The organism is Isoptericola maris (genome assembly GCF_048065335.1).
In the GTDB taxonomy this organism is placed as follows: Bacteria; Actinomycetota; Actinomycetes; order Actinomycetales; family Cellulomonadaceae; genus Isoptericola; species Isoptericola rhizosphaerae.
The window spans coordinates 76557-100994 of the sequence record NZ_JBLUNY010000003.1 but is presented as its reverse complement, the minus strand read 5'-3'; the positions used below and the strand labels follow the sequence as shown (position 1 = coordinate 100994).

Below are 24438 nucleotides of genomic sequence, written 5' to 3'. Positions count from 1 at the left end.
GATGTCGTGGTGAGGGTGCTGGTCGTCGACGACGACGCGATGGTGCGGAACTTCCTGCGGCAGATCCTGACGAAGCGCGGGAACGACGTCGTCGCGGAGGCCTCCGACGGCGACGAGGTGGTTCCCGCCGTGCAGGCACACCACCCTGAAGTGGTGCTCATGGACCTGCGCATGGAACGCATGGACGGTGTGCGGGCCACCGCGGCGGTCGCCGCGTTGCCCGACCCTCCCGGCGTGGTCGCGATGACGTCGTTCGACACCGAGTCCACGATCCTCGACGCAGTGCACGCGGGCGCCGCGGGCTTCCTCGCCAAGGACTCCGGGCCGGACGAGCTCGTCGCCGCCGTGGAGGCCGTGGCCTCCGGCGACGGCGCGCTGTCCGCCCGGGCGGCCCGCGTGGTGATGGAGCAGGTGGCGGCGGCACCGACGGCACGCGGCCGGCGCGAGGCCCAGGACATGCTCGCCCAGCTCACCGACCGCGAGCGGGAGATCGCGTACCGCGTGGCCGAGGGCCTGTCCAACATCGAGATCGCCGGCCGCCTCCACCTCGGCGAGGCGACCGTGAAGACCCACCTGGGCCATGCCTGCCACAAGCTCGGCGTGAACCGCGTCCGCCTGGCCCTGCTCGTGGACCGCGCTGCCTGACCCCATGGTCCAGCCTGCCCGGCCACCGGTATGTCCCGGGCTGTCTGATGCGCCAGGTCGCCGACGGCGTGCGCCTGGCCACGGGGATGTGACCGAGCGTCACCCTGGGTGCGCGTCGATCCAGTACCGCCGCTTGGGCGTCTCGCCCTCGACGGCGCGGACGTCTTCGAGCACGCCGCCGCAGGCCTCGATGACGGCGGCGGACCCGACGTTGTCCTCGTCGCAGGTCACCAGGACGCGGTCCACGCCGGACTCGGCGAGCAGCACCAGCGACTGCCGCAGGATCTCGGTGGCGTACCCCTGGCGGCGGTGCGCGGGCGCCACGCCGTAGCCGACGTGCCCGCCGACCTCGCGCAGGAAGTCGTTGAGCGCATACCGGATCGAGACGCGTCCCACCGGTTCGCCGTCGACCTCGGCCACGAGGAAGTCGGCGCGCACCCGACCCGGCGGGAGGTCCGTGCCGGCGGACTCGCGCCGGACCTGCTCGAGCACCTCGTCCCACGTGCCGTCGGCCAGCAGGAACGTGAATCCCTCGGGCGCGAGCTCGGCGTGCAGACGGCGGAGCACAGCCTCGTCGTCCGGGCGCGGTGGGCGGAGGATCAGCGACATGCCGGGATTCTGCCGGACGGCGACCGGCCGGCGCACCCGATTTCCGACCCGGCGCGAGCCCGGCCACCCGATCAGCTCGCCGTCCCCCCGTAGTGCGCGGCCAGCCGCCGCATCCCCTCGTCGATCGACACCGCGGGACGCCAGCCGAGCTCCGCACGCACCGCCCGCTGGTCGAACCAGTGCGCGGTGGAGAGCTGTTCGGCGAGGAACCGCGTCATCGGCGGCTCGTCCGCCCCGGGTCGCACACGCCAGACGGCCTCGACCAGCCCGCCCGCGGTCCGCGCCAGCCCCGCCGGCACGCGCCACCGCGGCGGCTCGACGCCCCCGGCCCGGCAGATGCCCACGAGCAGGTCGGCAACGGTGCGCGGCTCGCCGTTGGTGAGCACGTACGCCCGGCCGCGCACCGCGTCCGGACGGTCGCCCAGCCGGTCGAGCGCCGCCACGATCCCCGCGGCCGCATTGTCGAGGTAGGTGGTGTCGATGAGCGCCGCCCCGTGTCCCAGCAGCGGCAGCCGTCCGCTCGCCGCACGGTCGATCACACGCTCGACGAGCTGGGTGTCCCCCGGCCCCCACACGATGTGCGGCCGGACCGCCACGACGCGGAAGTCGTCGCGCCCTGCCGGGGTACCGCCGTCGTCCCCTGGTTGCGAGCGGTCGCGGGACAGCGCCAGCACCTCCGAGGTCGCCTTCGTGCGGGCGTACTCGCCGCGCGCCCGCGCCGGGTCGGCCGGCTCCGCGCCGACGCCCACCAGCGACGCCCCGGCGTGCGCTACCGACGGCGACGACACCTGCACGAACCGCCGCACACCCGCCCGCTCGGCGGCATCCAGCAGCACCTCCGTGCCCCGCACGTTGACGCGCTCGAACTCGGCCGGGTCGCCCGCCAGCGACACCTTCGCGGCGAGGTGCACGACGGCGTCGGCCCCGTCCACCGCTCGCGCCACGGTCGCGGCGTCGGTCACCGAACCGGCGACGTCCTCGGCACCGGGCACGCCGGACGCGCTGCGCTGCAGGGTGCGCACCTGCTCGCCGCGCTCCACCAGCAGCCGCGCCACCGCGCCGCCCAGGAGCCCCGACGCGCCCGTGACCAGCACGGTCACGGTGCGGACACCCGACCCCCGGCCAGCACGCCCTCGGCCCACCGCGCGAGCCGCGCCCGGTCGATCTTCGAGTTGTGGCGCACGTCCGTGGGCATCTGCGGCACCACGAGCACGGCCGCGAGCGCCACCGACGACGACGCCCGGACCGCCGCGTCGAGCTCCTGCGGCGCGAGCCCGGCCCGGCGGTCCCGTCGCCCGGCGTCGGCCGGAGGCTCCACCACGGCGACCGCCTGCTGCACCCCGGCGGGGCCGACGCCGACCACCGCCGCACGCCGCACGCCCGGCGCGCGCTCGATCGACTGCTCGGGTCCCACCGGCGCGAGCGGCCCGTCGGCCGTGGTCAGCACGTGCGAGAGCCGCCCCTCGATCCACAGCCGGCCCTCGGCGTCCAGGTGCCCGACGTCCCCCGTGCGGTGCCAGTGCCCGGGCGGCGTGTCCCGCTCGGCGGCGACGTCGGTGAGCCACAGGCGGTCGTAGCGCTCCTTGAGGTGCGGCGCGCGCACCAGCACCTCGCCCAGCACACCGGGCACCTCGGCCGACGACGGCGCCCCGGTCGCCGCGCCGTCGGCGTCCAGCGCGCTGATGGTCACCCCGCCCGCTGCGTCGTCCACGATCGGGCGGCCGACGCACACGCCGTCGTCGGGAGCGGTGGCCGCGGCGCGGATGCCCTCCAGGGTGATGTCGGTGACCAGCATGCACTCCGTCATCCCGTAGGGGGTGTGCGCGGCGGCGTCCGGCATGAGGGCCTGGACCGCGGTGAGCATCTCGGCGCTGATCGGCGCCCCGGTGGACAGGAACGTCTCGACCCGCTCGAGCGCGTCCCGGTCCGCGGCGTCGAGCTCCCCGGCGGTGTCGACCACGTGGAGGATCGCCGCCGGGGAGAGGAACACCATGCGGGCGTCCGAGGCGCGCACGGCGGCAGCCACCGCCCCGGCCGTCAGGGTGCGCGGCGCGGACACGTCCATGTCCGGTGTGACCGACCGCGTGCCCAGTGCCGGGCCGAGCAGCGCAAACGGCGCGAACCCGGTCACCAGGCCCGTCTCCGCGCCGACGTCGAAGTGCGCGGCCAGCACGTCGCGCAGCGCCGAGAGCCGGGCGTGCGTGTAGACCACCCCCTTGGCCGGACCGGTCGAGCCGGACGTGAAGAGCACGGCCGCCTCGTCGTCAGGCCCGGGTTCGGGTGGCAGGTCGAGCCCCTCGCCCGCACGGGCGACGTCGACCAGCTCGTGGTCCACGCCCAGCGCGCGCCGCCGGACCGGATCGAGCGGGTCGGCCGAGATCCGCACCCCCGGCCAGCCGAAGGCTCGCGCGGCCGCGAGCGCCGTCGTCCGCCCGACGAGGTACTGCGGCCAGGCGCCCCGCTGCGCACGGGTCAGCCCGCGGACCCCGAGCCCGGCGTCCGCCACGACCACGACCGCGCCGATGCGCAGGCACGCGTAGACCAGCGCCGTGAGCGTCGGGCCCGGCTGGACCAGCAGCGACACGCGGTCGCCCCGACGGACGCCGATCAAGTGCAGCCCGGCGGCGATCCGTCGCACCTGACGGTCCAGCGCCCCCCAGCTCACCGTGGCCGGGCCCGAGCCGGACATGTCGAGGACGGCAGCCTCGGAGCGCGTCGCGTCGTCGCCGGCCCGCTCGTCCAGACCCGCCCACATCGGCCGGAACGCGCTGCCCGACGGCGAGACGGCCGGCCCCGGAGCAGCGGAGGTGGGGGGGGGGGGGGGGGGGGGGGGGGGGGGGGGGGGGGGCGGCCGGCCCCCCCCCCCCCCCCCCGCCCGCCCCGCCCCCCCCGTCAACCCCGAAGTGGAGGGCCCCCCGGGGCCCGTGAACGCGTCGGCGCGCGACTCGTCCGACCGCACCGAACCCAACCAGTCCAGCACCGGACCCGCGTAGTCCACGTCCTCCGCGATCAGGTGCCCCGCCCCCTCGAACCGGTGGACCCGCGCGTGCGGCAGACGCTCGATCAGGTCGTCGAGGTAGCGGTCGGAGAAGATCGGGTCACGCGGACCCCACAGCAGCAGCGCGGGCACCTTCAGTGCCGCGACGCTCGCCGCGATGCGGTCCAGCTCCGGCCGGCTCGGGTGCTCCGCGGTCGCGGGGATGTCCGCGACGAACCCCTCGATCCCTGCCCGGTCGCCCGCCGTCCGGTACGGCAGCCGGTACGCGTCCGCGACGGCAGACGGCAGGCGGGGGTGCGCCAGCGCGAGCGTCGTCTCCAGGAACGCCCGCGTGGTGCTGGTGCCCAGGCGGTGCACCGGCGGTGCCAGCGCGAGCCGCAGAGCCGCCGGGATCGACACGTCCGCGGGCTGGTGCACCGCGGTGTTCAGCAGCGCGACACCGGCGAGCAGGTCCGGATGGTCCACCGCCCAGCCGAGCGAGACCACGCCGCCCCAGTCGTGCCCCAGCGTGACCACCGGCCCGTTCAGACCGAGCGCGTCGGTGAACGCCCCCAGACCCGCCACACGCTCGGGCAGCGACCGCACACCTCTGCTGCGCGCCGACAACCCCATCTCCAGCTGGTCGACGGCGACCACCCGCCACGCGTCGGGCACACCACCAGGACGTTCGCCCGTCGCCGCGGCCTCGGCCACCGCCGTCTCCGTCGCGAGGTTCAGCAGATCCCGCCACAGGTAGGACCACGTCGGGTTGCCGTGCACGGCCAGCACCGTGCCCACCGGCTCGATCCCCCGCGCCGCCAGCTCCGGTCCGTTGTCCAGGTAGTGCCACTCGGCCACCCGCCCGTGCGCGGCCGCGCCACCGCCGTCGGGCACGCGCAGCACGTGGCTGAACCGTGGATCGAGTCCGGGCAGACCCGGCGGGACCGTGCCCCCGCCCGAGCTCACCACGCAAGCTCCATCATCGCCGTGTTGATGCCCGAGCCGACACCCATGAGCAGCACACGCTCGCCGGGAGTCAACGAGTCCTGCTGCTCGACCAGCGTCATCGGGACCGACGCCGGACCCACGTTCCCCAGGTGACCGAACGTGGTCGGCACCACCGAGCGGTCCAGCCCCACGGCCTCCACGATCGCGTTCGTGTGCACGCGCGAGACCTGATGGGTGATGTAGCGGTCCATCGCACCCCAGCTCCAGTCGGCCGTGGCGTCCTTCCAGGCGTCGACCACCAGCTCCAGACCACCCTCGAGGAGCCCCTGGGCGTCGGTGAACATGCCCTCCGTGCTGCCCACACACATCAGGTGGTGCTGCGTCGCGGCCCGCGTCACGCCGCCAAGCACACGGTGGCCCTGCGGATGCTCGTCCGCACGGCCCAGCACCGCCGCGGCAGACCCCGAACCGAGCGTCAACGACGCGAACTCCGTCATGAAGTCCTCGCGGCTGACGCCGTCACGCAGCAGGCGCTCGACCGTCACGTCCTGGATGTCGTCGGCGTCCTCGCCCGCGACCACCATCGCGTACCGCACCTGCCCCGACTCGATCATCCCGGCCGCGATGCTCATGCCGTTGATGAAGCCCAGGCAGGCGTTCGCCACGTCGAAGTTCACCGCCGAGCTCGGCAGCCCCAGCCCGTGGTGCAGCCCTACCGCCACCGACGGCTCCAGGTGCTTGCGCGTCACCGAGGTGTTGATGAGCAGGCCGACGTCGTCCGGCTCCACCCCCGCGGCGTCCAGCGCCTCGACGCCTGCCGCGATCGTCGCGGTGTTCGCGTCCTCCCCCGGACCCCAGTTGCGCCGGGCCTCCACGCCCGCGACCCGTTCCAGCAGCGTGACCGGGAGCTTCAGGCGCGACAGAGCCGGCGCCAGGCGCTCCTGCACCTCGGCGGAGGTCGTGACCCGCGACGGCAGCCGGCTCGTCACGGACAGCAACGCGACGTTGGCGAACCTGGTGGTGGCGTTTCCAGACACTCGAGCTCCAGACATCCGGCCGCTCGAGGCGCCGGAACGACGATGATTCACCGGCTCCCGGGGGCGGGCTCCGGCTCGGTGGGCGTGTCGACACCCGCTCTCGAGGTTATGACGCTCGGGGCCTCGTCGCCGTTCCGGACCACGCTGTGGATCACGACACGTCACGACGCGCCGTGCCGGGTCCTAGCCTGGTCCGGTGACCACGCCGCTCCCGCCGTTCGCGTCCGACAACTACGCCGGCACCCATCCCGAGGTGCTCGCCGCGATCACCGCCGCCAACGCCGGGTTCGCCGTCGCCTACGGGGACGACCCGTGGACGGCACGCCTCGGCACCCGCGTCGCCGAGGTGTTCGGCCCCGGCGCGGTCGCGTTCCCGCTGATCAACGGCACCGGCGCGAACGTCGTCTCCCTCATGGCGCTGTCGGAGCGCTGGGGCGGCGTGGTGACCTCCGACGTCGCGCACGTCAACACCGACGAGAACGGTGCGCCCGAGCGGGTCGGCGGGCTCAAGATGCTGCCCTGCCCCTCGGTGGACGGGCGGATCGAGCCGTTCCACGTGGAACGGTGGGCCGGGCAGCGCCACGACGTGCACCGCGCCCACCCCGGTGTGCTGTCACTCACACAGTCCACCGAGCTCGGAACCGTCTACTCCGTCGAGGCGCTGCGGGCGCTGACCGACACCGCGCACTCGCTCGGCATGGCGGTGCACGTGGACGGGTCACGGCTCGCCAACGCTGCCGCCGCGCTCGGCTGCTCCCTGTGCGCGCTCACCACCGACCTCGGCGTCGACGTCGTCTCGCTGGGTGCCGCCAAGATCGGCGGCATGATCGGCGAGGCCGTCGTGGTGCTCGGGCCGGACGACGCCGCCCCCGGGTACGACGGCGCAGGGTACGACGGCGCTGGGTACGACGGCGCTGGGTTGCGGCGGCGCGCGGCCGCCGCGGTGCCGTACCTGCGCAAGTCGACGATGCAGCTCGCGTCGAAGGCGCGGTTCGTCTCGGCACAGCTCCTGGCGCTGCTCGGAGAGCCGGGTGCGCCGGTGGGCGGCGGCGTCGCGGCGGAACCGGTCGCGGCGGGTGCCGCAGGTGCCGCGGGCGCCGGTGCTCTCGGCGTGGACACCGCCGTCGAACCGCTGTGGTGGCGCAACGCCGTGCACGCCAACGCGATGGCGGCCCGGCTGCGGGACGGCCTGGACGCCGCCGGGGCGCTCGACCCGGCACCGGGTGGAGCATCCGCGCCGGAGGTGAGCTCCGCCGTCGGCGGCGTGCGCATCACGCGGCCCGTCGAGGCGAACGCGGTGTTCGCGACGTTGCCGAGAGTGGCGGCCGACCGGGTGCGCGAGCGGGCGCGGTTCTACGACTGGGCTCCCGGCGAGACCCCGGACCGGGTCGAGGTGCGCTGGATGTGCTCGTGGGACACCCCGGCCGCCGCGGTGGACGCGTTCGTCGAGGCCGTCGTCACCGCCCTGTGATGCGTTTTACCGATGTCGGTCATTCGTGTCGAGATCGGTTGGGCGCCCGACCGATGGCGACACCGATGTCCGACAGAGCGGGAACGGCACACGGGTCAGGATGGGAAGGGCAGCAACGGGTCGATCCGCGCAGCACGCCGCACGTCCCCGGGGAACGCCGCGACGAGCTTGCGCATCGCTCTGACGGAACCGTCCTTCGCTGTGAAGCGCAGCGGCCGCACACCGGTCGCGGCAGTGATCGCATCGTCGCGAAGCTTCTCCGCGAACCGTGCCGCGTCCGCGTCGTACTCCGCCCCGAAGGCCCCGTCGACATACTTGATCTGACCGTCGAACTCGGCGAGCACGCCGTGGTCGAGCCAGCCGAGGTCCACGCGGTACAGCCCTTCCGCGGTCTCGACCGGCAGCTGTGTCCGCGGGCGCGGGAGGCCCGCATGCGCCGCGAGATAGCGGATGAACGACTCCCAGGCGGACTCGGCCCCAGGGTCGGCCAGATCGAGAAGATACCTCGCGATCGCCCGCCCCCTCTGCTTGTTCCTCCGCTCCACGTGCTCGCGCACCCGGCCCTCGTCGAGCCCGTTCGCCAGTGCGCCGTCGAGCAGGACGAGCCCGTCCAGCGGAGGCATGGTCCGCAGGCAGTCGGCCACGGTCTCGGCGCGATCCGTCACCGGGATGTCGTCGACCGTCGCGACCGTCAGCGGCAGCGGGCGCCGTCGGACGATGTCCTGGGCGGCAGCCTTGCCGGCCCGATATGCCTGCAGCACGTGGATCTTCGCGGGAGACCGCCAGCAGCGCATGCCCCAGAGGAGCGCGGCGCTGTCATGGCTGAAGACGTGCTCAGCACGCAGCTGGCGGTGGACAGCGCGGATCCGGTCGAGCGCCCGCTTGCGTTCGGCGACCGCCCGCGCGTCCTTGCTCGGTTGCTTCAGCCGGTAGGCGCCGTGGCGCAACCTCTCGATAGAGCCGTTCCGGAGCGCTTCACGAAGACGGAGGCGGTGATGCTCGCGTGCGATGAGAATCTCGGTCGTCATGCAGGCACCTTGGCGCCGGCCGACGGTGCGCGCGGCGCCTCTGCGCTGCCCTGTGGACGACCGCCACAGTGGACCGCCGAGAACCGTTGCGCGGCCTGCGGGCGACCTCTCTCCACCGGCAGCCTCCAACGTTTTGCCGATGTCGGTAGTTCGTGGGGGGGGGGGGGGGGGGGCCGCCCCCCGGCGGCCCGCGCCCCCCCCGCGACGCGGGACGTCGGGGGGGGGTTTTGGGGGGGGGGGCGGGGGGCGCCCCCCCCCCCCCCCCCCCCCGAACTACCGACATCGGTAAAACGGCCAGAGCGGAGCGGAACGGTCTCGCAGAGCGGAACGGACACGCCGGACTGGACGGCCGCACGGAACCGGGACGCCCGATTCGGCCGGGTCACGACCGGCGCGTTACGGTCGTGCTGACAGGCCGCGACGGGGCGGCCCGCCCGCTCACCAGCCCAGGAGCCGCCATGACGACCGAGCACGCCACCGGGTTCACCGCCACCGCCTCGACCCACGTCGCCGAGCCGCCGGAACGGGTCTGGAACGAGCTGATGCACCCGGGCGCCCGCTGGATGCTCGGCGCCAACATCGAGACCGACTTCCGACCCGGCAGCCCGATCACGTTCGAGGGCCACTTCTTCGGCCGCCAGTTCGCCGACAAGGGCCAGGTCATCGCCGTCGACCGCCCGCACTTGCTGCACTTCACGCACTACTCGCCGCTCAGCGAGCTCCCCGACGTCCCCGCGAGCTACCACGAGATCCGCATCACCCTCGTGGCCGACGACGGCGGCACCCAGGTGACGGTGCAGCAGGGCAACATCGACACCGCCGAGCACGCCACCCGCTCCGAGCAGCACTGGCGCGACGCCCTCTCCACGCTCGCGCACCGGGACTCGGCCCCGACCTCGGGCCCGTGAGACGCCGGACGGCCGCGCTGGTCGCGCTCACCTGCGCGGCCCTCGCCGCCTGCGGCAGCCCGGGGTCGCAGCCCGCACCGACCCCCTCCCCCGAGCGGTCCGGCCCCGGCAGCGCGACCGGTCCCTCGCCGTCGGGCACCCCGGTCCCGCTGCCCTCGCCGTCCGCGGTGCCCGACGGCGGCACCCCGGACCCGCAGGACCCTGCGGCCGGGTGGAGCATCGAGCAGAAGGTGGGCCAGCTGCTCGTGGTGGGGACACCCGCCGACGCCGTGACCGTGGGGGACGCGACCCGGACGGCGATCGAGGACCACCACGTGGGCAACGTGTTCCTGCACGGCCGCAGCGAGGCGGGTCTCGAGGCGACGCGCGGGCTCGTGGAGTCGGCGATCGGCCTGGCGCCGGACGACGCGCCGCCGATGCTCGTCGCGACCGACCAGGAGGGCGGGTCGGTCCAGGTGCTGCGCGGTCCCGGCTTCTCCGAGCTGCCGCGGGCGACGGAGCAGGCGACGTGGGACGCCGAACGGCTCGAGGAGGAGGCCACCGCCTGGGGCGCCGAGCTCGCGGACGCGGGCGTCAACCTCAACCTGGCGCCTGTGATGGACCTCGTGCCGGCCGACAACCAGTCCGCCAACGCACCGATCGGCTACTTCTCGCGCAACTACGGCAACACCGCGCAGTCGGTGGTGCGCTCGGCGACCGCGTTCTCCGCAGGGATGCAGGCCTCGGGCGTGGAGCCCGTGATCAAGCACTTCCCCGGCCTGGGGCACGTCACCCGGAACACGGACACCACCGAGCGCGTGACCGACGACTCGGTGACCGCAGGCTCCGCGTCGGTCGAGGTCTTCGCCGACGGGATCGACGCCGGAGCGCGGTTCGTCATGCTCTCGAACGCCGTCTACACCCGGATCGACACGGAGAACCCGGCAGCCTTCTCCCCGGCGGTGGTGGGGCTGCTCCGCGAGGACCTGGGCTTCGACGGGGTAGTCGTGACCGACGACGTCTCGGCGGCCGCGGCGGTGACGGGCCTCGCCCCGGCCGAGCGAGCGCTCGAGGCCGTCGGCGCCGGTGCGGACCTCGTCCTGGCGTCCGCGGACCCGACGGTCGTGCCCGCGATGGCCGACGCGCTCGTGGCCCGGGCCCAGGACGACGCCGAGTTCGCTGCGAAGGTGGATGCCGCCGTCGGACGGGTGCTGACCGCCAAGGCCTCGCTCGGGGACTAGCGCCCGAGCCGCTGCCGGACGACGAAAGGCCTCCCGTGGCGGGAGCGGCAACGCGCCCCGGCCCCCGGGAGGCCTTCGTGGTGTCGCGCGGGACGCGACGCCGGTGTCAGATGCGCGAGGTCCCCGCGGTCCGACCGCCGACCACCGTGGAGGTGGAGGGCACCACGACGCGGTACTTGACGCGCTTGCTCGTGGAGAACTTGTACGTCGCCTTGCCCTTCTTGTTGAGCTTGACGGTCTTCTTGGTCTTCCACTTGCCGCCGACCTTGTGCTGGATCTTGACCTTCTTGCCCGCGTAGGGCTCCCAGGCCTTCTTCGACGTGTACTGCTTGACGCCGACCTTGACGGTCTTCTTCTTGCCGTTGGCCTTCACGTGGACGACGTTGCCGTACTTGAGCTTGCCGTCGATCGCGGACTTCATCTTGAACGAGCCGCCCGAGACCTTCGTGTCCTTGTAGGTCTTGGAGTCGTAGACGACGCGGACGTTCTTCACCTTGAACTTGCCGCGGCCCCAGGACGACTTCGCCGTGAGGTAGCCGGTGAGGTTCTTGCCGCCCGGGTACGCGTAGCCGAGGTCCACCTTGGACGCCACGCGCTTGCTGCCGCGGTACACGTCACCGTAGATGTCGGCCCAGCCGTCGAGGCCCGAGATCTTCGCCTTGGTGGTGATCCGGTAGTACTTCGTCTTCGAGCTGATGGCGGCGCCGCCATAGCTGGGCTTCACCGACACCGAGGTGACGTTGACGGGCGAGCTCGTCGCGGCCGAGGCGGGTGCCACGAGGCCACCGAGCAGGAGCGAGGCCGCTGCCACCGTCGTGGCGGCAAGCTTGAGTGCTGTGCGCATGGAGATCCTTCCAGAGGGTCGATTCCGTTGTCGGCCCCGTGACGGACGCTCCGAGTGCGCGTGCAGGCGTGCTGGCAGGCCGCTGACCCAACCAGAGAACCTTTCCCACGCGCAGCTCGGGCTACGTCGTCGGCCCGGCTCTGGCATGCGCCATCGGCGAGGCTTGCGACCTGACGCGCTGGATCTTAGACGCACGCGGGCCTGGATCGCCCTCGGTCCCAGCATGCGGCGCGTCGCGCCGGGATTTCACCCGCTCGGGCTCAGGAGTGCCCGCCGGCCGCGAGGAAGACCAGACCTGCCGCGACCGCGCCGACGACCGTGCCGAAACAGAGCAGCGCGCCGACGAGCCGGGCGGGCGAGGGCCGCGCGATGACGACCGGGCCCTTCGTGTCGGTGGACGTCCGACGGCGCTGCGCGGCGTCCGGGTCCTCCTGCGAGGTCCCGGCCACGAGACGCAGCCCCAGCGCGAACAGCGCGGGGATGCCCGCACCGAGGACGAGGCCCGCCACGACCACCTGGCCGAGAGCGCTCCACTCGACGAGTCCGTTCATGACTGCCTCCCCTTGCCGTCGGTGCTCGTCGCGCCCGAGCCGGTCGTCGAGATCGCGGATGCCATCGCCGAGGCCCGGCGCTCCCCGACGACAGGCCCGACCTGCGGCTCGCCGACCTCGCCCGTGGTCGCCACGGACGTCCGCAGGCGGGCGCCCTTGGCCTCGTCCCACTCCTCGTTGACGTTGTTGTGGTCGACCGGCTTGCGCCGCGAGGCCACCCAGATGGCGATCGAGGTGCCGACCAGCAGCGCGAAGACCAGCAGGGTGCCGAAGAACCCTCCGACGACGTGCTGGATCCAGAAGCACACCGCACCGACGAGGCCGGCCGCCGGCAGCGTCAGGCCCCACGCCGCGAGCATCCGGCCGGCGACGCCCCAGCGCACCTTCGCGCCGGGCATGCCGACACCGGAGCCGAGGATCGAGCCGGTCGCCACGTGCGTCGTGGACAGGGAGAAGCCGAAGTGGCTCGAGAGCAGGATCACCGCGGCGGACGACGTCTCGGCGGCCATGCCCTGGCGGCTGTCGATCTCGACGAGGCCCTTGCCGAGCGTGCGGATGATCCGCCAGCCGCCCAGGTAGGTGCCGAGCGCCATGAAGAACGCGCAGGAGACGATCACCCAGAACGGCACGCTGGAGTCCGCGGGGACGGCGCCGGCGGTGATGAGGGCCAGCAGGATGATGCCCATCGACTTCTGGGCGTCGTTGGTGCCGTGCGCCAGGGACACCAGCGACGCGGAGCCCACCTGGCCCCAGCGGAAGCCCCGCGTGGTGACGTCCTGCGAGATGCCGCGGGTCAGGCGGGCCACGAGGAAGGTGCCCACCGAGGCCACACCGATCGCGATGACCGGCGCCAGCAGCGCGGGCAGGAGCACCTTGGACAGCACGCCGGACCAGAGGACGCCGGAGGTGCCGGCGGCAGCCAGCACCGAACCGATCACACCGCCGACGAGGGCGTGCGACGAGCTCGACGGCAACCCGAACAACCAGGTGAGCAGGTTCCACACGATGCCGCCCACCAGCCCGGCGAAGACGACTTCGAGGCTGATCGCGCCGGCGTCCACGAGACCCTTGGCGATCGTCGCGGCCACGGCCAGCGAGAGGAACGCGCCCGCCATGTTGAGCACGGCGGACAGCAGCACGGCCGCCCGGGGCTTGAGCGCGCGGGTCGCGATGGACGTCGCCATCGCGTTGCCGGTGTCATGGAAGCCGTTCGTGAAGTCGAAGGCCAGAGCCGTCACGACGACGAGCACGAGCAGGAGCGTCTCGGTCACCCGTCCATGGTGGGGCTGCCGATGAACTGCGCGCGACCATCGTCCGAGCACACGGTGAACTGTTCCTCATCTGTTCACCTTCTGTTAACTTTCTGCGAGCCCCAGCGTCTGCAGCGTCCACGCGTGCTCGAACGCGATCTCCTCCCAGCGGGCATAGCGCCCGGACACCCCGCCGTGACCCGCCGACATCTCGATCTTGAGCAGCGCCGGCGCCCCCGCGGCCCGCAGGCGCGCCACCCACTTGGCCGGCTCGACGTACAGCACCCGTGTGTCGTGCAACGACGTGACCGCCAGGATCCGCGGGTAGTGCGAGGCGTCGTCGGGCACGTTCTCGTACGGCGAGTACGAGCGCATGTACTCGTACACCTCCGGGTCGGCGAGCGGGTTGCCCCACTCCTCCCACTCCACGACGGTCAGCGGCAGCGACGGGTCCAGGATCGAGGTCAGCGCATCGACGAACGGCACCCCGGCGAGCACGCCCGCGAACTTCTCCGGGGCCAGGTTCGCGACCGCACCCATGAGGAGCCCGCCCGCGCTACCGCCGTCGGCCACCATGCGCTCCGGCGTCGTCCAGCCCGTGCCGACCAGGTGCTCGGCGCACGCCACGAAGTCCGTGAACGTGTTGCGCTTGCGGTCCAGCCGGCCGCCCTCGTACCAGGCGCGGCCCATCTCCCCGCCGCCCCGCACGTGCGCGACGGCGAACACGACCCCGCGGTCCAGGAGCGACAGGCGCGGCACGCTGAAGTAGGGGTCCATGCTGATCTCGTAGGCGCCGTAGCCGTAGAGCAGCAGCGGAGCCGGGTCCGCCCCGGTGCCCGCGGCGTCGAGCGTGACCGCGTCACGCTTCCAGACGAGCGAGATCGGCACCCGGGTGCCGTCCTCGGCCGTCGCCCACTCGCGGCTCTGGGCGTAGTCGCGCGGGTCGTAGCCGCCGAGGACCTCCTGGCGCTTGCGCACCACCCGCTCACCGGTCGCCAGGTCGATGTCGTAGACCGTGGGCGGCGTGACGAACGACGTGCCGTGCACGCGCAGCGCCGGCGTCGCGAACTCCGGGTTGGCGGCCAGCACCGCCGAGTGCAGCGGCTCGTCGAACTCCAGCTCGCGCGCGGTCCACGGCACGCCCGGCACCAGCCCGTCGAGCGCCACGACGGCGACGCGCGGCGTGGCGTCGCGGCGCACGGCGAGCACCACGTGGGTCGAGAACGCGTCCACCGCCTCCAGCCGCACGTCCGGGTCGTGGGGGACGACGACGGCGGCCGCGGCGGGGTCCGCCGGCCCGGCCCCGGCGGGGGGCACCTCGGCGGTGACCAGCTCGAAGTTCTGCGCCCGCTCGTTGTGCAGGATCAGGAGCGCCGGACCACGACCCGGCAGCAGCGTGGGCTCGACCGTGTACTCGACGCCCTCGCGGCGCTCCCACACCACCCGGAACTCCCCCGCCGGGTCGTCCGCCTCGAGGATCCAGGACTCGCTCGTGCTCTTGGACCCCAGCTCGATCTGCAGGAACCGGTCGTCGCGGGAGAGGCCGACACCGAGCCAGAAGCGCTCGTCCGGCTCCTCGAGGACCATGACGTCGTCGCTCGCCGGGCGGCCGACCTCGTGCCGCCAGACCCGGTACGGCCGCCACGCGTCGTCGACGGTCGGGTAGAAGACGTAGCGTCCGTCCGGGCTGATGACCGCCCCCGGGAACGTCCGCTCGATCACGTCCGGCAGGTCGGCGCCGGTGACCAGGTCGCGCACCCGCACCGTGTAACGCTCGTCGCCCGTGGTATCCACGGCGTACACGAGACGGCTCCCGTCCCCGGAGACCGCGAACGAGCCGAGCGAGAAGAACTCGTGCCCCTCGGCCTCCGTGTTCTGGTCCAGCAGGAGCTGCTCGCCGGCCGGCACCTCGCCCGGCTCGATCGACGGCGGGGTCCAGTCGTCCGGGTCGGCGACCGCCACGCGGGCGTGCAAGGGGTACTGCTGACCCTCGACGGTGCGCACGTAGTACCAGTGGTCGCCCTGGCGGACCGGCACCGACAGGTCCGACTCGAGGATGCGGCCCTTGATCTCGCCGAAGATCCGTTCCCGCAGCGGCGCCAGGCCGACGAGCTGCGTCTGCGTCCAGGCGTTCTCGGCCTCGAGGTGGGCGATCACCTCCGGGTCGTCCTTGGCGCGCAGCCACTCGTACTCGTCGACGAACGTGTGTCCGTGATGGGTGCGCTCCGTCGGGCGACGGTCCGCCGCCGGAGCGGTCACGGCGGGACGGACGAGGTTCTCGGGGGAGGCTGGCTCGGGCTGGGCGGGGGCGGCGTCGTCGGGCACCCGACCAGCGTACGGCGCAGGACGGACAGCGGGACTGGACCTCCGCCGTCGGGCACGGACGCGTCGATGGTCACGTCTCTGCAACGGTTTACGGCCGCTGCGCGGCCAAAGCCGCGCGTTGCCCCGATATCGCCCGATCCCGTCGCGCGCGTGTGACGCAGGGGTGTCGTCCACGTCACAGTGCGCCGCTACACTTCCCGCACGTTCGTACCGCTCGCCGGTCAATGGGGGCTTCAGCACGCCTACATGGTCGGCACCGGTGCGGTCGCGTCCCGGGGTGACCCGGGGCATCTGACCTTGACCCGACGGAGGACCCCGTCCGATGACAGCGGACCGACCCACCATCACGAGCCGATGGAGCCGCCTGCTCGCGGCGATCGCGCTCGTGCTCCTGCCGGCGATGCTCGTCGCACCACCAGCGACGGCGAGCACCGACGAGCCCCCTTGCGAACCCGACGACGAGACAGCCTGCATAGCCGTCCTCGTGCTGAACGCGGACAACGACCGCATCAGCGACGTGGCGATCACCGTGGCCGGCGCCGGCTTCACCACGGACCTGACCACCACGGCCGACGGTCCCGCGACCGTCACCGCGCCGGAGGTCGGCAAGTACACGGTGACCATCGACCCGGCGACGCTGCCCGGCGACCAGCAGCTCCCCGAGGGAGCGGAGACCGAGCTGACCGTCACCGCGCAGACCGGTGGCACGGCGCGCGCCGCGTTCCGCGTCGGTCCCGGCGCCGAGGCGCCGGCCGCGCCCTCCGGAGGCGAGTCGTCCGACGGCGCACCGGCCGACGACGGCACCGCCGACGACGGCGAGGGAGTGGGGGCCGCGCCCGAGGGCGACGCCTCCGAACGCGACCTCACCTTCGCCCAGGTGTGGCAGCAGATCGGCTCCGGGCTCCGGTTCGGGCTCCTCCTCGCGCTCGCCTCCATCGGGCTGAACCTCGTCTTCGGGACGACCGGGCTGTCGAACTTCGCGCACGGCGAGCAGTTCGCGCTCGGCGCCGCGGTCGGCTACATCACCATCAACCAGATGGGCATGTCGATCTGGCTCGGCGGGCTCCTCACCCTGGCCGTCTGCGCGGCGACCGGCCTGGCACAGGACTCCGCCATCTGGCGCCCCCTGCGCAAGCGCAACGTGCCGGTGATGCAGCTGATGATCGTCTCCATCGGGCTCTCCATCACGCTGCAGTACGTCATCCAGCTGATGATCGGTGGCGGGTCCGAGCGGATCCTCTCTCGCAACCCGCAGCCCCTGACGATCGCCGGCATCACGCTCAGCACCGCGTCCTGGCTGTCCATGGTCGTCGCGCTCGTGTGCGTCCTCGGCATCGCCGTCTTCCTCACGCGCACCCGCATCGGGCGGGCGACGCGAGCCGTGTCGGACAACCCCGCGCTGGCCTCGGCCACCGGCATCGACCCCGACAAGATCATCCGCATCGTGTGGATCATGGCGACCGGCTTCGCCGCGCTGGCAGGCCTCATGTGGGGCGTGTCCTTCGGCTCCTTCAACTGGCAGCTCGGCGTCCAGCTCCTGCTGCTCATGTTCGCCGCGGTCACGCTCGGCGGCCTCGGCACCGCCCTCGGGGCGTTCGTCGGGTCGCTGCTCATCGGGCAGGTCGTCGAGCTGTCCAACCTGTTCATCCCCAGCGACCTGCGCTACGCCTCCGCGCTGGTGATCCTCATTCTCGTGCTCCTGTTCAGGCCGCAGGGCATTCTCGGCCGCCGCGAGCGGATCGGCTGAAGGGAGACGCATCATGGAAGAATTCCTCCGCATCCTCACGCAGTCGATGGGCGAGCTGCTCGCCCCGACGACCGCGGCCTACGCGATGGCCGCCATCGGCCTCAACCTGCACTTCGGGTACACGGGTCTGCTCAACATGGGCCAGGCAGGCTTCATGCTGCTCGGCGCCTACGGGTTCGGCATCACGCTCACGTCGGGCGGTTCGTTCTGGCTGGCCCTGCTGGTCGCGATAGCCGCCGGGGTCCTGTTCGCCCTCATCCTCGGCATGCCGACGCTGCAGCTACGCGGCGACTATCTCGCGATCGTCACCATCTCCGCCGCGGAGATCGTCCGCTGGTTCGGCCGCTCCACCCTGTGGCAGGAGTGGACCGGCGGCGCGTCCGGCCTGCAGGGCCGCTACTACAAGGAACCGTTCCAGGAGCTCTCGTTCCTCCCTGACGGCAGGTGGGCGCTCGGGCCGCTCGAGTACATCAACACGGGCTCCGACTCCTGGTGGACCCGCATCGTCGCCTGGGGCCTCGTCGCCCTCGTGCTCCTGTTCGTCTGGCTCATCACCCGCAGCCCCTGGGGCCGCGTCCTCAAGGGCATCCGGGAAGACGAGGACGCCGTCCGCGCGCTCGGCAAGAACGTCTACTCCTACAAGCTGCAGGCGCTGGTCATCGGTGGCGCCATCGGCGCGCTCGGTGGCGTGATCTTCGCGCTGCCCGCGGCGATCGTCCCCGACTCGATGGGCCGCACCATGACGTTCTTCGTCTGGACGATCCTGCTGCTCGGTGGGGCGGCCAGCGTGTTCGGGCCTGTGCTCGGGTCCATGATCTTCTTCGCGGCCTACATGTTCATGCGCACCGGCATGCGGGCGCTGGCCGAGAACACCGGCGTCGGTGACGTCATCACGACCACCAACGTCGAGCAGATCGGCGGCATGCTCGTCGGTGTGACCCTGATGCTGCTGGTCATCTTCAGACCACAGGGCATCCTCGGGAACAAGAAGGAGCTGGCGTTCAATGTCCGTTGACGAGACCACGACAGCGGCAGCCGAGGTGCTGCGCTCCGTCGAGCACGTCCCAGGATCGGCCAAGCCGAGCCCGCTCCTGGTGGCCGACCACGTCACGCGCAGGTTCGGCGGCATGACCGCCGTGGACGTCGACCATCTGGAGGTCCAGGAAGGCGTCATCACGGCACTGATCGGCCCCAACGGCGCCGGCAAGACGACGCTGTTCAACCTGCTCACGGGGTTCGACCGCCCCAACACGGGCGAGTGGAGCTTCCAGGGCAGGTCCCTGACCGGCAAGAGCGGCGCCGCCGTGGCGAAGGCCGGCATGGTCCGCACGTTCCAGCTCACCAAGGCGCTGTCGCGCCTCACCGTGCTGCAGAACATGCTGCTCGCGTCGCCGTCCAACCCCGGCGAGCGGCTCGCGCTCTCCTGGTTGCCGTTCCTGTGGAAGAAGCACGAGGCGGAGACCACCGAGAAGGCGATGGAGATCCTCGCCCGGTTCAAGCTCGACACCAAGGCCTCCGACTACGCCGGCTCCCTCTCGGGCGGCCAGCGCAAGCTTCTCGAGATGGCTCGCGCGCTGATGACCGACCCGACGATCATCATGCTCGACGAGCCGATGGCCGGCGTGAACCCGGCCCTCGTCCAGTCGCTGCTGGGGCACATCCAGGCGCTGCGGGACGAAGGCATGACCGTGCTCTTCGTGGAGCACGACATGCACGCGGTGCGCCACATCTCGGACTGGGTCGTCGTCATGGCCGAGGGTCGGATCGTGGCCGAGGGCCCGCCCGACAGCGTGATGAAGAACCAGGCCGTGGTGGATGCCTATCTCGGCGCGCACCACGACACCGACCTCGGGGACGACGCCCTGCTGGACCCCGAGATCCTGGCCCGGCTCGAGGCAGAGGAGGAGAAGCGATGAGCGCCACCACCACGGTCCCCGGCGAGAAGATGTCGGCCGCCGGCGTCCCCCAGAAAGACCTGCTCCTGCACGCGGACAACCTCGTCGCCGGCTACATCCCCGGCGTCAACATCCTCGACGGCTGCTCGCTCGAGGTCGCCAAGGGCGAGCTCGTCGGCATCATCGGCCCCAACGGCGCGGGCAAGTCGACGCTGCTGAAGGCCCTCTTCGGGCTGGTGAAGGTCTACTCCGGCACGGTCACGCTGGAAGGCCGGGACATCACCGGGATGAAGGCGAACCAGCTCGTCGCCAACGGCGTCGGGTTCGTCCCCCAGAACAACAACGTGTTCCCCTCGCTCACCGTCGAGGAGAACATGCGGATGGGGACGTACCTCAAGCCGAAGATCTTCGCCGAGCGCTGGTCCTTCATCGGTGACCTCTTCCCCGTGCTGCACGATCGTCGCTCGCAGCGCGCAGGCGCCATGTCCGGCGGTGAGCGGCAGATGGTCGCCATGGCCCGAGCCCTCATGATGAACCCGTCGGTGCTGCTGCTCGACGAGCCGTCCGCCGGCCTGTCGCCCGTCCGTCAGGACGAGACGTTCCTGCGGACCCGGATGATCAACAAGGCCGGCGTCTCCGTGATCATGGTCGAGCAGAACGCTCGCCGCTGCCTGCAGATCTGCGACCGCGGCTACGTGCTCGACCAGGGCAAGGACGCGTACACCGGCACCGGCCGGGAGCTGCAGGCCGATCCGAAGGTCATCTCGCTGTACCTGGGCACCCTCGCCGAGGACGTGGACGATGCCGCCGTCGCGGCCGACGCCGCGGAGGCAGCCGACGCCGCGGAGGCAGCCGACGCCGCGGAGGCAGCTGAGGCCGCGGAGGCCGATGTGAGGGAGGCCGAGGCGCCGGCGGAGCCCGCTGACGAGACCGGGTCCCAACCCGTCACCGACACGCCGAGGTAGTTACGACCGCGCCGAGGTAGTCGGCGCTTCGGCGGACGAGGGCGGGCGTTCCGGGACACCGGGACGCCCGCCCTCGTCGTTGCTCGCGCCGACGCCGGAACTCACCCGACGCCCCCGCCGCACCGAGGTAGCACCTGACCCGTCGAGGTAGCACCAGGTCCGCCGAATCCTCCAGGTCCTCCCACCGCACACGGATCACGATCCACCCTTCGTGTTCCAGCGCTTCCTGACGCGACAGCTCGGCCTGTCGCACGATCGCCGGATCCCGGTACTCGCCGCCGCGTGAGGCCGGCATCGACGGCGGCGAGACGCGCGACCGAATCCCCGGGCGAGACTGAACGAGGGTCACAGAGCTCGAGGATGCGCCGTGCCTGGACGATGCCCCGCTTCCCCTTGGAGGCACTCATGAGCCGGTCGACCTCGCGAGGGTCGGCCCCACGCCGGAACAACGAGCCACAGGTCACCAGCGCGGCCGCCGTGGGGAGGGTGCGGATGCAGTCGGCCAGCGTCCTCTCCTTGGTCGTCACGGGGATGCCGCCGACGACGTGACGGTTCACCGCGTACGTGACGTGCACGAGCCGCGGCACATGAAAGGTCCAGGCACCGTGCAGGAGCGCGGCGGTCGAGTGCGAGAACGCGGGCGTCGCCTGTCCGGTCGCCAGGAGACGGCGTACCTCGGTCAGGAGCGACAGCTCGTACTGCTCGTGACCGTCCCCTTCCTCAACCTCGGACCTCTCGACGTAGAGCGACCGCCCGAGGCGTTCGATCCTGCCCTGCTGGACGTGCCGTGCGAGCGCTTCGGGGTCGGCGTGCGTGATGTGGAGTGCAGGTGGCGCTGTCGGCGCTTCCGCCCGATCTGCCGAGTACATCGTGCGCAGCGGCGATCCCGGCGCGCTCATCGTGTTCAGGATCCGAGTGATCCGCCGGATCGCTGCAGTATGGATCTCTTCGCTCATGCTGCGAGGATCGCCCGGACCGACTCGCCCTCGTGGCGCCGTCGGGCCCGATGGTGGACGAGCGCTCCTGGGGACAGGCTCGGGGCGGCGCGCCGCCACCGCGTGACCGGAGCGGCGTCGTCCTACCTCGCCAGGCGAAGTACTACCTCGGCGGACGGCGCACTACCTCGCCGGGCGGAGCACTACCTCGGCGGGGACGACGACGGCGGCCCGGCCATCGCGTGGATGACCGGGCCGCCGTCGTGCTCGCCGACCCGAGGGTCAGCCGTGCGGCATCACTAGATCGAACCCTCGATCTCCCGCTCGAACGAGTACTCGTTCGAGTCGTCGTACTGGTAGATACCGATGAAGGCCGACGACGGGTCGTTGGCATCGTTCAGCGGACCGGTGCCCGAGAGACCCTTGTACGTGATCTCCTCGCCGGCATCGAGCGCCGCGACGGCATCGGCGAACGAGCTCACCTCGGTGCCGCCCTCGGAACCGGAGACCGCGCGGATGTTGTCCGCGATGGTCCGGCCGTCCGTCGCTTCCCCGCGGGTCGCGGCCAGCGCGGCCAGCATCGTGGCGTCGTAGGACTCCGCGGCGTACGAGAAGTCGGCGAGCTCGCCACCCTCGTTCTCCGAGTACCAGGTCTTGAGGCGCTCCTTGAAGTCGTCGTCGGCCTGAGCACCTGGCAGCGTGCCCTGGACGCCGGCCAGCGTGCCCTCGTCGAACTGGTCACCGTAGTTGGACAGGTTGCCGTCGCAGAAGTACGTCGTCCCGTCGAAGTCCCAACCCTGGGAGACGAGCTCGTTGACGATCGCCACGGTCTCCTCGAAGGCGATGACGACGATCGCGTCCGGCTCGGCGGCGAGCGCGGCCGTCACCTGGGCACCGAAGTTGGTCTCACCGGGAGGGAACTCCTCGCCGGCGCCCCCGGCACCGTAGACGACGGTGCCGCCGCCGGCCTCGATGGCCGACTGCGTGTGGTCGCGCAGGCCCGTGCCGTACGCCTCGTTCTGCACGAGCATCGCGACGTCCATGTGGCCGCCGTCGAGGATCAGCGAACCGAGCGCGGCGCCCTGGACGGTGTCCGGCGGGGCGGTGCGAGCGAAGAAGTCGCCGTAGCCCGAGAGGTCCGCAGCCGTGTTGGCGGGCGAGATCTGCATGACCTCGGCCTCGGCGAACGTGTCGACGACCGAGAGGGAGACACCGGACGAGGCCGCACCGATGACGGCGGAGACGCCGCTGCTGATGAGGTCCGTCGCGGTCGAGCTGGCCACGGACGGGTCCGTGGTGTCGCCCGAGTCGCCCCACTCGACGGCTACCTCGTTGCCGAGGACGCCACCGGCCTCGTTGATGTCCGCGATCGCGAGGCCCACACCGGCGATCTCGGGCGGGCCGAGGAACGCGAGAGTGCCCGTGACCGGCAGGATCGTGCCGATGGTCAGCGGCTCGGCGTCGGCCGCGCCCTCGTCGGTCGTCTCCTCGGCGGTCGACTCACCCTCAGGCTCCGTGTCGGAGGCGCAGGCCGCCAGGCCAAGGGTGAGGACTGCGGCAAAAGCGATGCCCTTGGCAGCCGTCATGCGTCGATTCATGTGCTTCCCCTTCGGGGTCGGACTTCCCACGGCCACTCAATGCCGCATGTAGTGGCGCTGAACCTAACCCGATTGTGTGACGTGCATGTGTCAGATGCGCCACATCGGCGGGATCGTGACGAACCTGTTATGTGTCTCACACCTGCCGACCCGCGCGCCACGGGACGACCACCGTGCTCAGGCGCGGAACTGGGTGAATTCTGCGGTCGCCGGGTCGGAACCGGTCCGGCCCGACGCGCCGGCGTCGAGCCCCGAGACGGCGGCCATCTGCTCCTCGTCGAGCTCGAACGCGAAGAGGTCGATGTTGCTCGCCTGCCGCTCCGCGGACAGCGACTTCGGGATGACGATCGTCCCCTGCTGGACGTGCCAGCGCAGCACCACCTGGGCCGTCGTGACGCCGAGCGAGGAGGCGACCGACTTCACCGCGGGAGCCTCCAGGTCAGCACCGCGGCCGAGCGGCGAGTAGGCCTCGACCGCGATCCCGAGCTTGCGGCACGCGGCCTGCACGTCGAGCTGCTGGAAGGTCGGGTGGACCTCTATCTGGTTCACGGCCGGGACCACGTCCGACGCGCTGACCAGGCGCTCCAGGTGGTCCGTCAGGAAGTTCGAGACGCCGATGGCTCGCACCGCCCCGTCGGCCAGCAGCTTCTCGAACGCCTTCCACGTCTCGACGTAGAGGTCCTTGCCGGGCATCGGCCAGTGGATCAGGTAGAGGTCGACGACGTCGAGGCCCAGCGCCCGCCGCGAGTCCTCGAACGCCCGCAGCGCCGAGTCGTAGCCCTGATCACCGTTGCGGAGCTTCGTGGTGACGAACAGCTCCTCACGCGGGATGCCTGATGCGCGCAGGGCCGCTCCCACACCGGCCTCGTTGTAGTAGCCCGCGGCGGTGTCGATGTGACGGTAGCCGCGCTCGAGCGCCTGCTCCACGTTCGCCTGCGTGCCGTCGTCGGGCACCTGGAAGACGCCGAGGCCGACCTGCGGGATCCGGACACCGTTGTTCAGGGTGATACTGGGAACAGTCATGCACAACATTGTGTCTTGTGCTGGTGCGATGGCGCGCGCTCGCGTACGGTTGAGGCTGTTGCAGTGTGTTGCTCGTACCGGGACGGTCTTCCGTCCTGCGTCGACGAGGTTGTGTCGTCAGGATTGACGCAGCGGAGTCGGCGGACCTTGGTCTTTCAAGAGTTGACGACGAACACCGTGATGAGCGCCCCCGACAGTCGGGGTCGCCGACTCTTGAAGGAGTACCCCATGGCCACCGGAACTGTGAAGTGGTTCAACAGCGAAAAGGGCTACGGCTTCATCGCCCCCGAGGACGGCACCGCTGACGTGTTCGTTCACTTCTCCGCGATCCAGTCGCAGGGCTACCGCTCGCTGGAGGAGGAGCAGAAGGTCGAGTTCGACGTCACGCAGGGCCCCAAGGGCCCGCAGGCGGAGAACGTTCGCCCGGTCTGATCTCACGCGTGACGGTCGCCTGACGGCGGC

General features: G+C 71.9%; 19 protein-coding genes and 1 pseudogene. 9 read left to right on the top strand and 11 right to left on the bottom strand.

The features are described 5' to 3' along the window. Positions 1–6 precede the first annotated feature (6 nt). Complete coding sequence (locus ACH5HR_RS07110) at positions 7–645, top strand: response regulator (protein ID WP_416477051.1); 639 nt, start codon at positions 7–9, stop codon at positions 643–645. Between the two features lie 99 nt (positions 646–744). On the opposite strand, the gene ACH5HR_RS07105 is transcribed toward ACH5HR_RS07110, so the two are convergent. The 4 genes from ACH5HR_RS07105 to ACH5HR_RS07090 all read right to left on the bottom strand — a co-directional run bounded on the left by ACH5HR_RS07105 (position 745) and on the right by ACH5HR_RS07090 (position 6216). Continuing rightward, positions 745–1254 (bottom strand): GNAT family N-acetyltransferase, encoded by a 510-nt coding sequence (locus tag ACH5HR_RS07105; RefSeq protein WP_416477049.1) that lies wholly within the window; start codon positions 1252–1254, stop codon positions 745–747. A gap of 71 nt (positions 1255–1325) precedes the next feature. Then, on the bottom strand, positions 1326–2354 hold the full coding sequence (locus ACH5HR_RS07100) for an NAD-dependent epimerase/dehydratase family protein (protein WP_416477046.1): 1029 nt from the start codon (positions 2352–2354) through the stop codon (positions 1326–1328). Then, positions 2351–5200 carry an alpha/beta fold hydrolase gene (locus tag ACH5HR_RS07095; RefSeq protein WP_416477044.1) on the bottom strand — a complete coding sequence of 950 codons (2850 nt, stop codon included), beginning with the start codon at positions 5198–5200 and terminating at the stop codon, positions 2351–2353. The genes ACH5HR_RS07100 and ACH5HR_RS07095 overlap by 4 nt, the downstream gene beginning before the upstream one ends. Beyond that, positions 5194–6216, bottom strand: coding sequence for a 3-oxoacyl-ACP synthase III (locus ACH5HR_RS07090; protein WP_402374607.1), 1023 nt, complete (start codon positions 6214–6216; stop codon positions 5194–5196). Before ACH5HR_RS07090 ends, ACH5HR_RS07095 begins: the two co-directional genes overlap by 7 nt. A gap of 196 nt (positions 6217–6412) precedes the next feature. Between ACH5HR_RS07090 and ACH5HR_RS07085 the strand changes: the two genes are divergently transcribed. Continuing rightward, on the top strand, positions 6413–7687 hold the full coding sequence (locus tag ACH5HR_RS07085; RefSeq protein WP_416477042.1) for a threonine aldolase family protein: 1275 nt from the start codon (positions 6413–6415) through the stop codon (positions 7685–7687). A 95-nt stretch (positions 7688–7782) separates the two neighbouring features. On the opposite strand, the gene ACH5HR_RS07080 is transcribed toward ACH5HR_RS07085, so the two are convergent. Further along, positions 7783–8715, bottom strand: coding sequence for a hypothetical protein (locus ACH5HR_RS07080; protein WP_416477040.1), 933 nt, complete (start codon positions 8713–8715; stop codon positions 7783–7785). A 458-nt stretch (positions 8716–9173) separates the two neighbouring features. On the opposite strand from ACH5HR_RS07080, the gene ACH5HR_RS07075 reads away from it, so the two are divergent. Continuing rightward, on the top strand, positions 9174–9623 hold the full coding sequence (locus ACH5HR_RS07075; protein WP_402374613.1) for an SRPBCC family protein: 450 nt from the start codon (positions 9174–9176) through the stop codon (positions 9621–9623). Beyond that, entirely contained in the window at positions 9620–10843 is a 1224-nt protein-coding gene (locus ACH5HR_RS07070; protein ID WP_416477038.1) for a glycoside hydrolase family 3 N-terminal domain-containing protein, read from the top strand. Before ACH5HR_RS07075 ends, ACH5HR_RS07070 begins: the two co-directional genes overlap by 4 nt. 106 nt (positions 10844–10949) lie before the next feature. On the opposite strand, the gene ACH5HR_RS07065 is transcribed toward ACH5HR_RS07070, so the two are convergent. The 4 genes from ACH5HR_RS07065 to ACH5HR_RS07050 form a co-directional block, all read right to left on the bottom strand. Next, positions 10950–11687, bottom strand: coding sequence for a hypothetical protein (locus tag ACH5HR_RS07065; RefSeq protein WP_402374617.1), 738 nt, complete (start codon positions 11685–11687; stop codon positions 10950–10952). 260 nt (positions 11688–11947) lie between these two features. Continuing rightward, on the bottom strand, positions 11948–12238 hold the full coding sequence (locus tag ACH5HR_RS07060; protein WP_402374619.1) for a hypothetical protein: 291 nt from the start codon (positions 12236–12238) through the stop codon (positions 11948–11950). Then, positions 12235–13509, bottom strand: coding sequence for an inorganic phosphate transporter (locus tag ACH5HR_RS07055; protein ID WP_416477036.1), 1275 nt, complete (start codon positions 13507–13509; stop codon positions 12235–12237). Before ACH5HR_RS07055 ends, ACH5HR_RS07060 begins: the two co-directional genes overlap by 4 nt. Before the next feature lie 84 nt (positions 13510–13593). Further along, positions 13594–15813, bottom strand: coding sequence for a S9 family peptidase (locus ACH5HR_RS07050; RefSeq protein ID WP_416477034.1), 2220 nt, complete (start codon positions 15811–15813; stop codon positions 13594–13596). 322 nt (positions 15814–16135) lie between these two features. On the opposite strand from ACH5HR_RS07050, the gene ACH5HR_RS07045 reads away from it, so the two are divergent. The 4 genes and pseudogenes from ACH5HR_RS07045 to ACH5HR_RS07030 form a co-directional block, all read left to right on the top strand. Beyond that, entirely contained in the window at positions 16136–17560 is a 1425-nt protein-coding gene (locus ACH5HR_RS07045) for a branched-chain amino acid ABC transporter permease (protein WP_416477032.1), read from the top strand. A gap of 13 nt (positions 17561–17573) precedes the next feature. Beyond that, positions 17574–18575, top strand: coding sequence for a branched-chain amino acid ABC transporter permease (locus ACH5HR_RS07040; RefSeq protein ID WP_416477030.1), 1002 nt, complete (start codon positions 17574–17576; stop codon positions 18573–18575). Beyond that, entirely contained in the window at positions 18565–19476 is a 912-nt protein-coding gene (locus tag ACH5HR_RS07035) for an ABC transporter ATP-binding protein (protein ID WP_416477028.1), read from the top strand. Before ACH5HR_RS07040 ends, ACH5HR_RS07035 begins: the two co-directional genes overlap by 11 nt. 29 nt (positions 19477–19505) lie before the next feature. Further along, positions 19506–20252, top strand: a pseudogene (locus ACH5HR_RS07030) (ABC transporter ATP-binding protein); the annotation flags it as partial. Between the two features lie 1402 nt (positions 20253–21654). On the opposite strand, the gene ACH5HR_RS07025 reads toward ACH5HR_RS07030, so the two are convergent. Both ACH5HR_RS07025 and ACH5HR_RS07020 read right to left on the bottom strand, forming a co-directional pair. After that, positions 21655–22953 carry an ABC transporter substrate-binding protein gene (locus tag ACH5HR_RS07025; protein ID WP_416477026.1) on the bottom strand — a complete coding sequence of 433 codons (1299 nt, stop codon included), beginning with the start codon at positions 22951–22953 and terminating at the stop codon, positions 21655–21657. Positions 22954–23130: 177 nt separating this feature from the next. Continuing rightward, entirely contained in the window at positions 23131–23976 is an 846-nt protein-coding gene (locus ACH5HR_RS07020) for an aldo/keto reductase (protein WP_416477024.1), read from the bottom strand. 228 nt (positions 23977–24204) lie between these two features. On the opposite strand from ACH5HR_RS07020, the gene cspE reads away from it, so the two are divergent. Beyond that, positions 24205–24408, top strand: a complete 204-nt coding sequence (gene cspE, locus ACH5HR_RS07015; protein WP_106265512.1) for a transcription antiterminator/RNA stability regulator CspE — start codon at positions 24205–24207, stop codon at positions 24406–24408. The last annotated feature ends 30 nt before the right edge of the window (positions 24409–24438 follow it).

Bases quoted from the DNA above. Each gene is read 5' to 3' on its own strand.
- ACH5HR_RS07040 (WP_416477030.1), top strand. From the start codon at position 17,574: ATGGAAGAATTCCTCCGCATCCTCACGCAGTCGATGGGCGAGCTGCTC.
- ACH5HR_RS07075 (WP_402374613.1), top strand. From the start codon at position 9,174: ATGACGACCGAGCACGCCACCGGGTTCACCGCCACCGCCTCGACCCAC.
- ACH5HR_RS07045 (WP_416477032.1), top strand. From the start codon at position 16,136: ATGACAGCGGACCGACCCACCATCACGAGCCGATGGAGCCGCCTGCTC.
- cspE (WP_106265512.1), top strand. From the start codon at position 24,205: ATGGCCACCGGAACTGTGAAGTGGTTCAACAGCGAAAAGGGCTACGGC.
- ACH5HR_RS07105 (WP_416477049.1), bottom strand. From the start codon at position 1,254: ATGTCGCTGATCCTCCGCCCACCGCGCCCGGACGACGAGGCTGTGCTC.
- ACH5HR_RS07020 (WP_416477024.1), bottom strand. From the start codon at position 23,976: ATGACTGTTCCCAGTATCACCCTGAACAACGGTGTCCGGATCCCGCAG.
- ACH5HR_RS07035 (WP_416477028.1), top strand. From the start codon at position 18,565: ATGTCCGTTGACGAGACCACGACAGCGGCAGCCGAGGTGCTGCGCTCC.
- ACH5HR_RS07060 (WP_402374619.1), bottom strand. From the start codon at position 12,238: ATGAACGGACTCGTCGAGTGGAGCGCTCTCGGCCAGGTGGTCGTGGCG.
- ACH5HR_RS07065 (WP_402374617.1), bottom strand. From the start codon at position 11,687: ATGCGCACAGCACTCAAGCTTGCCGCCACGACGGTGGCAGCGGCCTCG.
- ACH5HR_RS07080 (WP_416477040.1), bottom strand. From the start codon at position 8,715: ATGACGACCGAGATTCTCATCGCACGCGAGCATCACCGCCTCCGTCTT.
- ACH5HR_RS07025 (WP_416477026.1), bottom strand. From the start codon at position 22,953: ATGAATCGACGCATGACGGCTGCCAAGGGCATCGCTTTTGCCGCAGTC.